The 15,022-nt window shown below is 53.1% G+C and carries 12 protein-coding genes; 5 read left to right on the top strand and 7 right to left on the bottom strand.

The window, feature by feature from the left end:
* Positions 1-18 precede the first annotated feature (18 nt).
* The 4 genes from H144_RS0100435 to H144_RS0100420 form a co-directional block, all read right to left on the bottom strand.
* Positions 19-1,104, bottom strand: coding sequence for a formylglycine-generating enzyme family protein (locus H144_RS0100435; RefSeq protein WP_019940047.1), 1,086 nt, complete (start codon positions 1,102-1,104; stop codon positions 19-21).
* A gap of 16 nt (positions 1,105-1,120) precedes the next feature.
* The gene (locus H144_RS0100430; RefSeq protein ID WP_084599921.1) at positions 1,121-2,626 is read right to left on the bottom strand and encodes a phytoene desaturase family protein; all 1,506 of its coding nucleotides are present in this window, start codon (positions 2,624-2,626) and stop codon (positions 1,121-1,123) included.
* Positions 2,627-2,646: 20 nt separating this feature from the next.
* Positions 2,647-4,218: a sulfatase family protein gene (locus tag H144_RS0100425; RefSeq protein WP_019940045.1), complete on the bottom strand. Its 1,572-nt coding sequence runs from the start codon at positions 4,216-4,218 to the stop codon at positions 2,647-2,649.
* A gap of 200 nt (positions 4,219-4,418) precedes the next feature.
* The gene (locus H144_RS0100420; RefSeq protein ID WP_019940044.1) at positions 4,419-4,982 is read right to left on the bottom strand and encodes a DUF4142 domain-containing protein; all 564 of its coding nucleotides are present in this window, start codon (positions 4,980-4,982) and stop codon (positions 4,419-4,421) included.
* A gap of 218 nt (positions 4,983-5,200) precedes the next feature.
* Here H144_RS0100420 and H144_RS0100410 point away from each other — a divergent pair, with 218 nt between their 5' ends.
* The 5 genes from H144_RS0100410 to H144_RS0100385 all read left to right on the top strand — a co-directional run bounded on the left by H144_RS0100410 (position 5,201) and on the right by H144_RS0100385 (position 10,513).
* Positions 5,201-5,644 (top strand): response regulator, encoded by a 444-nt coding sequence (locus H144_RS0100410; protein WP_019940042.1) that lies wholly within the window; start codon positions 5,201-5,203, stop codon positions 5,642-5,644.
* A 28-nt stretch (positions 5,645-5,672) separates the two neighbouring features.
* Complete coding sequence (locus H144_RS0100405; protein ID WP_019940041.1) at positions 5,673-6,302, top strand: biliverdin-producing heme oxygenase; 630 nt, start codon at positions 5,673-5,675, stop codon at positions 6,300-6,302.
* Positions 6,303-6,305: 3 nt separating this feature from the next.
* Complete coding sequence (locus H144_RS0100400; RefSeq protein ID WP_019940040.1) at positions 6,306-8,594, top strand: ATP-binding protein; 2,289 nt, start codon at positions 6,306-6,308, stop codon at positions 8,592-8,594.
* 171 nt (positions 8,595-8,765) lie between these two features.
* Complete coding sequence (locus H144_RS0100390) at positions 8,766-9,866, top strand: DNA topoisomerase IB (protein WP_051100051.1); 1,101 nt, start codon at positions 8,766-8,768, stop codon at positions 9,864-9,866.
* A 179-nt stretch (positions 9,867-10,045) separates the two neighbouring features.
* Positions 10,046-10,513, top strand: coding sequence for a ferritin-like domain-containing protein (locus H144_RS0100385; protein ID WP_019940037.1), 468 nt, complete (start codon positions 10,046-10,048; stop codon positions 10,511-10,513).
* 81 nt (positions 10,514-10,594) lie between these two features.
* On the opposite strand, the gene lolA1 is transcribed toward H144_RS0100385, so the two are convergent.
* From lolA1 to H144_RS0100370, 3 genes are all read right to left on the bottom strand, one after another.
* Complete coding sequence (lolA1, locus tag H144_RS0100380) at positions 10,595-11,245, bottom strand: outer membrane lipoprotein periplasmic chaperone LolA1 (protein ID WP_051100028.1); 651 nt, start codon at positions 11,243-11,245, stop codon at positions 10,595-10,597.
* A gap of 103 nt (positions 11,246-11,348) precedes the next feature.
* Entirely contained in the window at positions 11,349-13,916 is a 2,568-nt protein-coding gene (locus H144_RS0100375; RefSeq protein WP_026350277.1) for an FtsK/SpoIIIE family DNA translocase, read from the bottom strand.
* 43 nt (positions 13,917-13,959) lie between these two features.
* The gene (locus tag H144_RS0100370) at positions 13,960-14,991 is read right to left on the bottom strand and encodes a quinone-dependent dihydroorotate dehydrogenase (RefSeq protein ID WP_019940034.1); all 1,032 of its coding nucleotides are present in this window, start codon (positions 14,989-14,991) and stop codon (positions 13,960-13,962) included.
* Positions 14,992-15,022 lie beyond the last annotated feature (31 nt).

Here is a 15,022-nt window from a genome sequence, read left to right as displayed (position 1 = left end):
TCGTCGGTTTGGTCAATTTTACTTTTTGTCCATTACGCAGCGGAAACCGAGGTTATTGCTGCCGCTGGTCACTTCACCCTTGCCACGGCTTCCGGCTTTGTAACGGATACAATAGTCGTCGCTGCACAGGAAGGAGCCGCCGCGCTGCACGCGTTTCACGGCGCCGGGCTCGTCGGGGTCATAACTGTCCGAAGGCCCTTTCGGGTTCGCGGCGGGACTTTTCTGGTAATAATCAGGCCGGTAAAGGTCCTCGCACCATTCCCACACGTTGCCGTCCATGTCGTACAAACCGTACGGGTTGGCCGGGAACGACCGGGTCGGTGCGGCCGTAAGATAGCCATCTTCCTTTGTATTCTTGTCGGGGAAACTTCCCTGATAAATATTCGCTACCCATTTGCCGCCGGGTTTCAGCTGGTCGCCCCAGTAATAAGTGTGGTTTCCTTTGCCACCCTGCGCCGCGAATTCCCATTCGGCTTCGGTAGGAAGCCTCTTGCCGGCCCATTTGGCGTATGCAGCCGCGTCCTCGTACGATACATGCACGACGGGGTAATTTTCCCGCCCCTTGATCGAGCTCGACGGCCCTTCGGGATGTGCCCAGTTGGCACCGGCGACGTAGTTCCACCATTGCAGCGGGTTATCGAGGCTTACGCGTGTAGGCGTAGGCGTGAACACCGCGGAGCCGGGCACGAGTTTATCGGCAGGCACGCCGGGATAATCGGCCGGGTTCAGGGGACGTTCGGCTACGGTTTTATAATTGGTGGCTTTAACAAATGCTTCAAATTCCGCATTGGTCACCTCGTGAGAATCTATATAATAACCATTCACGGTCACTTCGTGCATCGGGCGGGAGTCAGGGAACTCGTCGGCGCCCATGAGGAATTTGCCGCCGGGAATCCACACCATACCGGTGGTGTCGCCCGCGCCTTCCGTCACCAGGCTCGCATTGCGGATTGCGGACGCACGCGAGGGCATCCCGTCGGCAATGCAGGCCGCGAGGCTGTCGGCTTTGCGCTTTTCCTCGGCCGTTTGTTTGCTTCCGCAGCCCCACAATGTCACGGCTACCACTCCTGCCAGTCCGCAAAAACCTTTGATTGAAAACTTCATATTACTGAAAACGCTGTTACGCTCTTTTAACTTCTATTTTAAAAACATCCTGCAATGCCTGCCGCGCCGCATGGTACCCGCACATGCCATGTACGCCCCCGCCGGGCGGTGTAGACGAAGAGCAGATGTAAATGTCCTTCGCCGACGTCCGGTAGGGCGAAATGCTCAGCACCGGCCTTGAATACAATTGTAAAATGTCCTGGATACCGCCGTTGATATCGCCTCCGATATAGTTCGGATTATATTGCTCGAATGCGCTCGCATTTGTGCTGTGTTTTGCCTTAACAGTTTGCCTGAAACCCGGCGCATACCGCTCGATCTGGCTTTCCAGCGCTTCGGTCATGTCGCGGTCGTCGCCGTTCGGAACGTGGCAATACGCCCATGCCGTATGCTTGCCTTCGGGAGCGCGGGTGCTGTCGAACAAACTTTGCTGCGCTACCAATGCGAACGGCTTCTCGCCGCGCCTGCCATTTCCTACATGCCGCTCGTACCGCACGATTTCTTCAAAAGTATTACCCAAATGTACCGTTCCCGCCCCGCGGCATTCTTCCCGCATGAAAGGAATCGGCTCGTCCAGCGCCCAATCCACCTTGAATATCCCCGGCCCGTGCCGGTAACTTTCCAACCGCTTTTTATAGGATGAACTCAGCCTGTTTGCCGCAATGCGCACCAGCTGCCGGGGTGTCACATCCATCAATACCACTTTGGCGGAAGGCAATTCATCGACCGATTCTACCATCCAGCCTGTCTGTATCGTCCCGCCGAGCGATTGGTAATAGGCCGCCAGGGCATCGGCAATGCTTTGGCTACCGCCTACCGGGATCACCCAGCCTTTCATGTGCGCCGCCGCCATGAGCATAATCCCGAATGCCGATGTGGCGATGTTGCCCAGCGGCTGGATCGAGTGTGCCGCCATGCCGGCCCATAATGCACGCGCCTCCGCCGTCTTGAACTTACCAGCCGTCCACGTAGCCGGCAGCAATGCCGCCAGCCCGAATTCCGCCAGCCGGAAAGGCTCACCGGGCCATTGCAGCGGCCCCAGCAGGTCGGGTAGCAATGCGGGAATGGATTCCAACAGGTTACCCATCCATTTTTGGTACACCGGCCCATCGACGCCCAGCCTGGCGGCTGTTGCTTCCACCGACTGGTCGAGTACTGCCACCCTTCCGCCATCCAGCGGGTGGGCGGCGTCGTGCGTCGGTTGCGCGAATTTTAATCCAAAGTCCGCGAGCGGCAGCCGCCTAAAAAAGGGCGACATTAACGCCATCGGATGGATCGCCGAGCAGATGTCGTGCTTGTAGCCCGGCAATGTCAGCTCCAATGTCCGCATTCCCCCGCCGATGGTTTCCTTTCCTTCCACGAGCAATACCGAAAGTCCCGCTTCCTGCATGGTAATGGCGGCTGCCAGGCCGTTCGGGCCGGAGCCAACCACTATGGCATCGTATTCACGAGCTACCGCTCCGGGAGCCGCCGCTCCGGGAGCCGATGCTCCGGGAGCCGCCGCTCCTCTGGTATTGTCCATTCGGTTATCCGCCACGCTGGTCAGGGTTGGGCAGTCGCGAGGATTTTCAATGCCTCGTCGTCCTTGTATTCGTTCATCAATGCTTTGAGCTTCGTTTTCAGGTCGGCTGTAAGCTTTTCGGTCCCTTTTGTACCGTAAATATTGGAAACCTCTTTCGGGTCTTTCTGCAAATCATACAGCTCCCACGAATCGGCCCCGCCATAGAAATAGGCCAGCTTGTAACGGCTCGTCCGCAACCCGAAATGCGGGTGGACATGGTGCGGCTCGGGGAACTCGTAATAGTGGTAGTAGGCCTCCTTGCGCCAAGGTACCTGTGCCGTATTGGACGCTTTCAGCAATGGGAAAAAAGATTTGCCCTGCATATCGGTAGGGGTGTTCACGCCCGCGATGTTCAGCACGGTAGGTGCCCAGTCGATATTCACGACGAGGTCGTCCACCTTCGTTCCCGGCTTGATCACACCCGGATAGCGGATAACAAAAGGTGTTTTCAGGGATTCTTCATAAATAAACCGCTTGTCGAACCAGCCGTGCTCGCCGAGGTAAAAGCCCTGGTCGGAAGCGTAAATGACTACCGTGTTTTTAGATAAACCACTTTTATCCAGGTAATCGAGCAGCTTGCCGATGTTGCGGTCGAGCGAGTTCGCCGTCGAGAAATAATCGCGGAGGTAGCGCTGGTATTTCCATTCCACCAATGCCTTGCCCGTCAGGTTTTTGTCCGTCACCTCTTTCGAAACTTTGTCGTAATAGGCTTTGAACACCTTTTTCTGCTCCGGGTTGAGGCGTCTGTATAAAGGATCCTTGTCATAATCGACACCCACTTTCAAGTCCAACTTCATCCGCATCGTTTTATCGATGGTCATGTCCTGATCTGCGGCTGCCTTTCTTCCTTTATAGTCATCATAAAATGTCGATGGCAGCGGGAAGGTTACATCATCATATGCGCCGAGGTCCTGCAAATCGGGCATCCACTCGCGGTGTGTCGCTTTGTGGCCTACAATAAGAAAAAACGGCTTGCTATCGTCGCGCTTTTCGAGCCAGCCCGTAGCGAATTGCGTGATCAGGTCGGACACGTAGCCCGTGTATTGCGTCGTATCGTTCGGCTGGCCGATGAATTGCGGGTTATAATAATGTCCCTGGTCGGGCAGCACATTCCAGTAGTCGAAACCTGCGGGCAGGCTGTTCAAATGCATTTTACCAATCCAGGCTGTTTGGTAACCGCTTTTCCGCAATGTCTCTGAAAGCAGCGTCTGGCTGGTATCGAAGCGCGTGCGGTCGTTGCGTTTATAGCCGTTCAGGTGGCTATACTTGCCGGTGAGCAATGTCGCCCGGCTCGGGCCGCAAATGGAGTTTGTCACGAGGTTATTGGTCAGCAATGCCCCTTCGCGGGCAATGCGGTCGATATTCGGGGTTTTGGCGATCTTGTTTCCGTACGCACCAATGCCCTGATAGGCGTGGTCGTCGGAGAAAATAAAGATAATATTCGGACGCTGAGCGGGTTGCGCGAATACGGACGAAACGGACATCACCAGCGTCATCAGACCGGAGATGGCCGCCAAAGTCAATTTCGCGGGACGGGTTAGGATTGCAAACATGAAATACTCTATATAATAGGTAGACAAAATAAACTTATGCAAAATCAATTCGCAAGCGTTTTGCCGGAATTACTTTCCGCACCTGGCAAAACGCCGGCGCTAAAATTACAAATTGATGATTTGTTTTCACTATCCCGCGTTTTATAATGCAAAAAGCCCGAAACGCATTGCGCTCCGGGCCGGTAAGCTGTCAGTTAAGATTACTTGGTTTTCTTGTTGAGCGCCTCCGCCATCTCCAGGTGATGTTTCAGGGTCGGCAGTTTTCCTTCCGCCCAGGCCTTTACCTCGGGATCTTTGGCATCCTTGGCGGCTTCTTCAAATTCGCTGATATCCTCCTTGTGGTCGTCTACCATGAACGAAATATAAGCTTTGTCAAACTCGGCCCCTTCTTTCTTGGCCAGGTCGTCGTATTTCTTCTGCTTGTCGTCGCTGAGCATGGCGGGCAGCGTAATATTTTTCTGCGCAGCCAGCGTTTTCAGTTCTTCGGACGCCTTAGAGTGTTCGGTCACCATTGTTTCACCAAATTTCTTCACATCCGCGCTGGCAGCGTTTTTTTGCGCCAGCTCGCCCAGTTGCACTTCCATTAGCCCGCCGTCGGCTGCCGCTACGGCAAATTCCGCGTCGTCTTCCATGCCGGTCGTATCCAGTTTAGCTTCGTTTTGCTCCTCGGCCACTTCTTTGGTATCCTCGGATTTATTGCTGTTACAAGCAGAGAATGCCACCACGGTAGCCGCCATCATGATACTTAATGTGATCTTTTTCATAATTGGTTTTCATTTTTTGATGATTTGGATCGGGAATTTTAAAAAAGCGTGCCACCGCCAGGCTTTCCGGTCATTTCCAGCTTGCATGAACGGGCGGGACGTCACCGGGAGGACATCTAGTTTTCTGTAAAAAGAATACCTACATTTGTCGAAATCCATTGACAGGCGGCACCGGCGTTCGGGTGTTTTAAGCCTTTTCCAACTCTATCTTGCTATTAATGAACCCTGTTGATCCTGTGCGGATTTTACTGGCCGACGACGACAACGACGACACTTTCCTTTTTCAGGAAGCATTAGAACAGGTCCCCATAGCGACCGATCTTTCCGTAGCCGAAAACGGAATGGAGCTTATGCAAATGCTGAGAAACTCGACCGGCAAGCCGGATATTATCTTCCTTGATATGAATATGCCCGTCAAAAACGGCCTGGAATGCCTTGCAGAAATCAGGGCCACGCCGGGGCATGAAGCGATCCCTATCGTGATACTTTCCACATCCGTTGCACAATATCTGTGGGAATCGGCGTACAGGTGCGGTGCAAATTTGTATATTCAAAAGCCTACCAGCTTCAACGGCCTGGTCGAAATCCTTACAAAGTGCCTGCTCGACAGTGCGGCGACGACGACGCCAGAGGGGTTGGAACAATTTTTGATAAGCAACTAATTCTTATAAGTTTCAATTTGCATTCAGTATGAGTGAAGCGACTGCTTTCAACACGGAACAAGACTTATTTTTCAAAAGATTAAGACAAGAAACAGCGGAAAGCCACCAGAAACTGGAAGATAACCCCCTTTCCAGGGCCATACTCTCCCCCTCCGTTTCCATTGAGGACTATCAGACCTACCTGACCGCGCTTTTCGGCGTGACCATTGCCTGTGAGGATCAGTTATTCCCTGCTATTTCCCCCGTAATCACCGATTTGGCCGGACGTTACAAATCCCGGCTGATCATTGACGATTTGCTGGCAACGGGCTTTTCCGAAGCCGACGTAGATGCATTACCGGTTTATCGTTTCGAATTTTCTTCCGTAGGCGAGGCACTGGGCGCGATGTATGTGCTCGAAGGTTCCACGCTGGGCGGTAAGATTTTATATAAACATATACATGAGGTGCTGGGCCTGACCCCAGAAAACGGCGCTTCCTATTTTTGGGGATATGGCGCACAAACCGGCAACCTGTGGAAAAGTTTCATCTCTTCGCTTACCCAATTTGCCGGCCAGACAGAGAAGCGGGAGGAAGTGATCGCCAGCGCCAAAAAAACGTTTACCATCATTGACAATTGGCTGAGCCAGACAGGCAAGCCGGTCGCAACTGATCAGTAGGAAATGAATATCAAGGACATCGTAAATCGCGACATTGTCAACCTGACAAATTGCGAAAGTGAACCCATCCATATACCAGGAAGCATTCAACCCCACGGATTTCTGCTGGGAATCAGGAAAGGCGGTTCCCGTATCGAATTTTGCAGTGCCAACAGCGCTGAATATATCGCTTACACGCCCGAGCAGATTCTCGGAAAGCAGATCCGCGAGGTTTTTCCGGAAGAACAGGCTGCGGCATTTGCGGTTTATGCCCAAAAAGGCTTCATCGATTCGGCCCAGCCGTTCGTATTCGAACTGAACGGCACGCCGTTCAATACGACCGTTCACGAGAGCGGCGGAAACGTAATCATGGAGCTTGAACCGTTCCCGGACGGCACATTGCAGCTGCCGAACCTGTATAACCAGACCCGCAACTTCGTGTCGATCATGGAAAAATCAAGCGGGCTGCTGGATCTTTGCCAGGAAATCGCCGATGCAACCCGCTCCATTACCGGTTACGACCGCGTAATGATTTACCGCTTCGATCACGAATACAATGGCGAGGTGATCGCCGAAAGCAAGCGCGAAGACCTCGTTTCATTTGCCAACCAAAAGTATCCGCATACGGACATACCCGTGCAGGCGCGCGAGCTGTACATACGCAACCCGCTGCGGATGATCGCCGACATCAGCTACACGCCCGTGCCGCTGCTTACGATCGACGACTCGGCGGACAAGGGCAACCACTCGCTCGACCTCAGCCTGTCGGTCCTCCGAAGCGTGTCGCCGATCCATATCGAGTATTTGAAAAATATGGGTGTGGGTGCTACGCTGACGATTTCGCTCCTGCAAAACCAGAAGTTGTGGGGCCTCATTGCCTGCCACCATTATTCGCCCAAAATATTACCACACTATACCCGGCTCTCGGCATTGCTGCAAGGGCATTTCCTGACGTCGCAAATAGCGGTCAGGGAAGTAGCGGAGGAATATAACATCGGCGAAGAGGTGGATAAGGCACTCGTAGAAGCGCTCACTTCCCTGCACGAGACGGAAAACTTCATGGAGGTTAGCCATCAGTTGCCTTCGCTGCTGAAACTGGCCAATGCCTCCGGGGCCGCTATTTTTTACGATGGCGTGCTTTATACCAATGGCGACGTGCCTGCAGAGCAGGATTTGTTACAGCTTTTCAGGTTCCTCGCCGATGCCTACCCGAACAAGAGTTTTGAAACCGATCACCTTTCGGAATTTTATCCGGAGGCCAAAAAACTGTCCAAATACGCCGCCGGCGTCGTGTACCATTCGATGGTTTCGGGCGAAAACGACGGGATATTGTGGCTCAGGAAAGAGAAAGTAGAGACCATCAACTGGGCAGGTAATCCCGATAAGGCAGTTTTGCCAAATGAAGACGGCGTAAGGCTTTCGCCCCGCAAATCGTTCGAGCTGTGGATGGAAGTAGTGAAGAACAAGAGCCTTCCGTGGCGCCGATCAGAGCTGAATGCGGCTTCGAGCTTCTCCTATGCATTGCAAAAGCACATTAATTACAGGGTCATCCGTACCCAGGAAGATAAAAACCGGGCGCTTAACGACGAGCTGAAACTCGCCAACCGCGAGCTGGCCAATCTCAACTGGATCTCGACCCACGACTTGAAAGAACCGCTGCGCAAAATCCAGATTTTCGCCTCCAAGGTCCTCGACCGCGAAGATCCCGACCTTTCCGTGCAAGTGAAGGATTCGGTGGAAAGAATGCGGTTCGCGGCAGAAAAGATGCAAATGCTGATCGAGGATATCCTCAGCTACTCGAAGGCCGGCAGCATGGAAAAGGTATTTGAACTGACAGACCTCAACGAGCTGCTCCGCCATGTCCTTTCCGAATTGCAGGACACCGTGGAGGAAAAGGGCGCCTCGGTGCATTGGGACACGCTGCCTTCGCTCGACATTATCCCGTTCCAGGTACACCAGCTGTTTGTGAACCTGATCAGCAACGCGACGAAGTTTGTGAAACCGGGCGTACCGCCCCAGATCAACATTACTACCCGCATCATCGACGGTACTGAGGTGCCGAACGAGAAGGCCACGCCAGGCCAGCCTTACCACGTGATCGCATTCAGGGATAATGGCATCGGCTTCGAGAAGGAGTACGAGCACCGGATTTTCGATATTTTCCAGCGGCTGCACCCGGCGCACAAATATCCCGGAACAGGCATCGGACTAGCGATTTGCAAGAAAATCATGGAAAACCACAAGGGCTTTATCGACGCCACGTCGGTTCCCGGCGAGGGCTCCGTTTTCAGCATCTATTTCCCTGCGGAGTAGTCCTTCTATAATTGAGTACATTGTTCCTCAGCCCCGCGGGTGATCCGCCTGGGCTGGGGATTTTTTATTGGTCAGAAACAGGCGGAATACGGCGTCAGCGCGGCTGGGCGCATTCTCCTGGCATTGGTATCAATTTATTAGGTGTGGCGGTGAATTTAAATGGTAAACCACATGTCAGTAGCCGCAACACTGGACACACTAGCAGCAGAACCTGTTATCACCGCCCGGCAATTCCAGAAACTCCGTAAAAATCCGGCAGCCACCGCCGAAGCCGCAGGGCTGCATTACGTGCAATCGGCCGACGCGCCCGGCTACACGCGCAAAGGCAAGGCGCCACGGTTCTATTATACCGATCGGCAGGGCAACCGCTGCAAGGACCCGGCCGCCATCAAGCGCATTAAATCGCTCGTACTCCCGCCAGCCTGGACCGACGTATGGATCAGCGCCGATCCGGACGCACATCTGCAGGCCACCGGCATCGACGCCGCCGGCCGGAAGCAATACCGCTACCACCCGTATTGGAACCTGATCCGCAACCAGACGAAATATTATAAGCTGCTCATGTTCTCGGACGCATTGCCCCGCCTGCGCGAGCAGGTAGAGCACGACCTGCGCAAGCGTGAGTTCGATTTGTCCAAGGCGATTGCATTGGTGATCAAGCTGATGGATAAAACCTGCATTCGTGTGGGTAACCAGCGGTATAAGGTGCGCCACGGTTCATCGGGTATTACCACCCTCGACGCCCGCAGCGCGACTGTCACCGGCAGCCGTATCCGGTTTATGTTCAAAGGCAAGAAAGGCATCCGGCAGGACATTACCCTGCGCGACAAGCAACTGGCGCGGCTGGTAAAGCAATGCAAGGAAATGCCCGGCAAGCGCCTTTTTCAGTACGTCAATGAAAATGGAGGGAAATGTGCGCTCAATGCCCAGCAGGTGAACGACTATATCCGCCGCTATACGGATGCCAACTTTTCGGCCAAGGACTTCCGGACCTGGATGGGCACCGTCACGGCATTTGAATATCTGAGCCAACAGGAAAAAGCGAATTCACAGCGCCAGCTCACCCGGACGGTGAATACCTGCCTGGATGCCGTAGCAGCACATCTGGGCAACACCCGGGCGGTTTGCAAGAAATATTATGTGCACCCGGCCGTGTTCAGGGCTTATGAAAATAACCGCCTGCAACGGCTGATCAACAAGCAGGTAGCAGAAGCCGAGTATTTCTCCGAAACGGAACAGCGCGTGCAATCGCTGCTGGCCCGCCCCGTCTGATCTGATGACATTCGGAATCATATACGTGCCGCGCGCCGGGCAATATCTCCCACATATACGCAGGCCAAAAACCGCTTTGCGATGCATTTCAGGGCATTTCAGAAAAAATGGCATGGCATTTGAAACCTATGCAACCGTTTACCAATAAAACTTGTCACAAACTTTAACGACTAATAACCATGGAAACCAACGAGAATCTGATTGAAGTACTGAACGACCTGATCAGGATTAACAACGACCGCGTAGACGGCTATGAGAAGGCACTGGCAGAAGTAGAAGATATCGATGTTGACCTGCGTGGAATTTTCCAGAAGATGGCCAACGAAAGCCGTGAAAATATCAATGAACTGAGCACGGAAGTCCGCAATCTGGGTGGAGAGATCGCAACCGGCACTACCACTTCCGGTAAAATCTACCGCGTGTGGATGGACATCAAAGCTACATTCACCGGCCACGACCGTACTTCGGTACTCGAAAGTTGCGAATATGGCGAAGACGCCGCGCAGGAAGCTTATGACGATGCATTGGCCACAGACGCCGATCTGCCGGTAGATATCCGCCAGCTCATCGCTAATCAGAAAGCGGAACTGCTCGAATCGCACAACCTGATCAAGAAATACCGCGACCTGCACCATGCGGTCAGCTAACCAGCAATATCATAACGCTTATAAGAAAAATGGGTGAGACCGGAAGGTTTCACCCATTTGTTTTTGGAATATCAATCAGGATTAACGCAAATCAACCACCTCTACGCCGGGATATTGCTTGGCATTGAATGCGAAAAAATTGTCGGCTACATTCACGTCTGCGACAAACTGATCCACTTTATAGGTCACTTCCTGGCCATTTTTCTGGAAAATTTTCCAGCTTGCGATCGACTTATCGGCTTTGTTCACCTCGATCTGCACTTTGTTCACCTGGCTGTTTTTGTTGGTAGACGTCAGTTCCACCACTTCCAGCGCCTTCCCTGCCTCCTGTTTCTCCTTCACAAATGCCGATTTGAAGCCTTTTTTATACGCGGTGTAAATTTTGGTAGGGTCCAGATCGCCGCTCGCGGCCGGGTCGAAATCCTGCAAATTCACTTCATTGGTTTCCTTGATGTAAGTAGCCATCAATTTGCCGTCGTTAAAGATCTCCTGACCTGCCATTTTCAACCGAAACTTCGAGCCCTTCACAGTCGCTTCTCCTTTCAGCGGCTTTTCACCTTTGGTAATGTAGGTAAAAAGAGCTTTGAAGGATTTGATCTTCTGGTACTTGGTGCTCATGGCATTCAGAATCTCCGACGATTTTTTATCCCCCTGCGCATTGGAATCAAATGGGTTCAATATAAAAACAGTCAATACCGCGAGCAAACAAGCACTTCTCTTCAAATTTCTCATATTCAATCGTTTAATTACTTAGTGAGTTTATTAGAACGGGGTTTTAAGTGAAATATTTCAAATGATTAGATGCTGTACAATCCCGAAGGTTTAACGTGCAGACCTAGTTGACACCCATCACGCGCAGGTGTTCTTCGAGCATGTTCAGGTCGTGGAACATGACGTCGCGCGCCTTGCTGCCGGTGAATGGCCCCACTACCCCGAGCACTTCCAGCTGGTCCATAATACGGCCTGCGCGGTTGTAACCCAGCTTCATTTTCCGCTGGATCAACGAAGTACTGCCCTGCTGGTGCGTCACGATCAGTCGTGCCGCGTCGGGCAGGAGGCTGTCGAAATCGTCCGGGTTGAGTTCCGCCTTGCCTTCCGCGGCGTCTTCACCCTCGTATTCAGGCAATGCATAGGCCTCGTCGTAACCGCGCTGCCCGCCGATGTATTCGCAAATATCTTCGATTTCCCGCGTGTCGATGAACGGACATTGCAAACGGATCACTTCCGAGTTAATCGCCAAAAGCATATCGCCTTGTCCGACAAGCTGTTCCGCTCCGCCCATATCGAGGATCGTACGGGAATCGATGCTGGACGTTACCCGGAACGAGAGGCGCGCCGGGAAGTTGGCCTTGATCAGACCGGTAATAACCTTCACCGAAGGTCGTTGCGTGGCTACCACGAGGTGGATACCCACGGCACGGGCCAGCTGCGCAAGGCGTGCGATCGGCGTTTCAACTTCCTTGCCGGCCGTCATCATCAAATCCGCTAACTCATCGATGACCAGGACAATGTAAGGGAGGAACCGGTGCCCCTTTTCGGGGTTCAGGCGCCGCGCCGCGAATTTGGCATTGTATTCCTTCAAATTCCGCACCGCCGCCTCTTTCAGCAGGTCATAGCGCGAGTCCATTTCGATACACAATGAGTTGAGGGTAAAAATTACCTTTTTCGTATCGGTAATGATCGCCTCTTCGGCGTTCGGCAGCTTCGCAAGGAAATGCCTTTCCAGTTTGTTGAACAGGGTCAATTCTACCTTTTTCGGGTCTACGAGCACGAATTTCAGCTCCGCCGGGTGCTTTTTGTAAATCAACGAAGCCAGGATTACGTTCAACCCAACGGACTTACCCTGCCCCGTCGCACCCGCCATGAGCAAGTGGGGCATTTTGGCAAGGTCGGCGATATGGATATCGTTTGAAATGGTTTTACCCAAAACAATCGGCAGGTCGTAGTTCGATTTCTGGAACCGCTCGTTCGCCAATACCGACCGCGCAAAAACCGTTTCGCGGTTCTTGTTCGGCACCTCGATACCGATCGTACCCCGGCCCGGCATCGGCGCGATGATACGGATCCCAAGTGCCGCAAGGCTCAATGCAATGTCGCCTTCGAGATTTTTGATTTTCGAAATACGCACACCCGCTTCCGGGATGATCTCGTACAGCGTCACCGTCGGCCCGATGGTAGCTTTGATTTTCGATATATTAATGCCGTAGCTGCCCAGCGTATCGACGATCTTCGTCTTGTTGCTTTCCAGCTCTTCCTGGCTTACTTTCTCATGCTGGTTTTCTACAACCTCATTCAGCAGGTCGATATTCGGGAAATGGTAGGACGGCAAATCGAGCATCGGGTCATACTGACCAAATTCGCGGAGAATGGACGCATTGACGTCCTCATCTTCGAATTCCTCTTCGGCAGCCTCTTTCACCTGCGTCGTATCCTCCACTTCGAGCTCCAACAGCGGCTCGGAAGGCACGGCCGACACTTCCATCGGCATAACAGGCAGCTCCACGGTAGCGGAGGCGGCCACGGACGGCACCTGCGGCGCTACCGGTAATACCACGGCCGGATGCGGCACCACGGCAGGCGCTTCTTCCTCCCTTTCCATATCCAGGTCGGGTTCTTCTTCCGGGGCCAGTACCTCGTCGTCGTAAGTATCGTTCACGACGGACACAAATGCATTTTCGGGCACAGCAGGCTCTTCCACACCGTTCTGCGCAGCGTTTTCCGCTTTCGCTTCATCCGGCGTCATTTCCGGTTTGGCATGTTTGGCCTGCCATGATTCATACCGGTCGCGGACGTCATAGAAGAACACGGCGAATACGAACAATGCAAACAGGATCGGCACAATGCTGCCCCATTTGAGCCAGTCGAAAAACGAGATATTAACCTGATAGCCAAAACCTCCCGACAGGAAACTGAGTGTACTCTCATTGTTGCTCATGAGTACGATGTAACCCATGAGCACGCTCACCCAGAGCGTAAAGAATATCACTTCCTTGGTGGTTTTGCTCAATGGCAGTATTTCTCGGCCGAATGCCATTTTCCAGCCCGCTACAAACGGTACCAGCGGCAGTAGTAAAGCCCCGATGCCGAACCAGCGATAGACGAAAATATGCGATACCACCGCTCCGAGCACGCCCAGGAAGTTCTGGGTTTGCCGCCCGGCGTCACGGATCGACTGATGCCCCAGGCCATCGAGTACGCTCTGATCGGAGAGGCCGGTAATGATGTACGAGAAGAATGAGGTTTCGAGAATCAACCCCAGGATGATGAAGAATGTACCCCAGGCCAAAGTGTTCTTCGGGCTGGTGAATATGTGCTCCCAGTCGAGGGATACACGAAAACGGGGAGCTGCCGCCTCCTCCGGTTTCTGGCGCTGTGTGTTACCTCTTGGCTTGTTAACTGACATTTATTTCAAATCCGGGAATGCGTGACGTGCTGTGTTTCTGATTTTACTTGCTGACCAATGCCTTGCAGATCCTGCTGACCACACCGGGTCCTTCGTAAATAAAGCCGGTATAAAGCTGAATCAGGCCGGCACCTGCATTTATTTTTTCCAAAGCGTTTCCGGGAGTGGCGATACCGCCGACTCCGATAACGGGAAAAGCATGGTTGGATTGTTCACAAAGATAACGAATTACTTCCGTCGAGCGATGTGTCAGCGGGGCTCCGCTCAATCCGCCCGCCCCTATTTTTTCCACTTCCGACTTTTCGGTGGCGAGGCCCGCGCGGCTGATCGTCGTGTTGGTCGCGATCACGCCCGCAATGCCCGTTTCCTTTACAATATCGATAATATCGTCCAATTGGCTATTGGTCAGGTCGGGGGCAATTTTAAGAAAAATCGGTTTCGGAGCGGCCCTTTCAAGGTTGCGGGCCTGTAATTCCTTCAATATTTCGGTCAATGGTCCTTTTTCCTGCAAATCGCGCAGGCCCGGCGTGTTGGGCGAGCTTACATTGACCACAAAATAGTCGACCACGTCGAACAGCTCGCGAAAGCAGATCAGGTAATCGCTCAGCGCCTGCTCGTTCGGGGTATCCTTATTTTTACCAATATTCCCACCTACCAGGATCGTAGATTTGCGCTTGGCCAGTTTCGCGGCCGCTACGGACACGCCTTTGTTATTGAAACCCATCCGGTTGATGAGCGCCTTGTCTTTTTTGAGGCGGAACAGGCGCGGCTTGTCGTTGCCCGGTTGCGGGCGCGGCGTCACCGTCCCGATTTCGATAAATCCAAATCCCAATGCTTCGAGCTGGTCCACCATTTCCGCATTCTTATCGAACCCCGCCGCCAGTCCTACCGGGTTACGAAACCGCAATCCGGCCACTTCCTGCACGAGATCGGGATGCTCGTAGGTGTACATTGCCCGCATGATACGCGGCACGAGGGGGATTTTGAAAGCGAAATGCAGCACCTCGCACACCAAATGGTGAATGCGCTCAGCGTCAAACAGGAAAAGTATAGGGGAGATGAGAATCTTATACATCCTGCAAAAATAGAATCTTTCGCAGGAAGGG

This window comes from Dyadobacter beijingensis DSM 21582 (assembly GCF_000382205.1).
Taxonomy (GTDB): Bacteria; Bacteroidota; Bacteroidia; order Cytophagales; family Spirosomataceae; genus Dyadobacter; species Dyadobacter beijingensis.
Note: the sequence above shows the minus strand (reverse complement) of the source record. Positions and strands in the feature narration are given on the sequence as shown.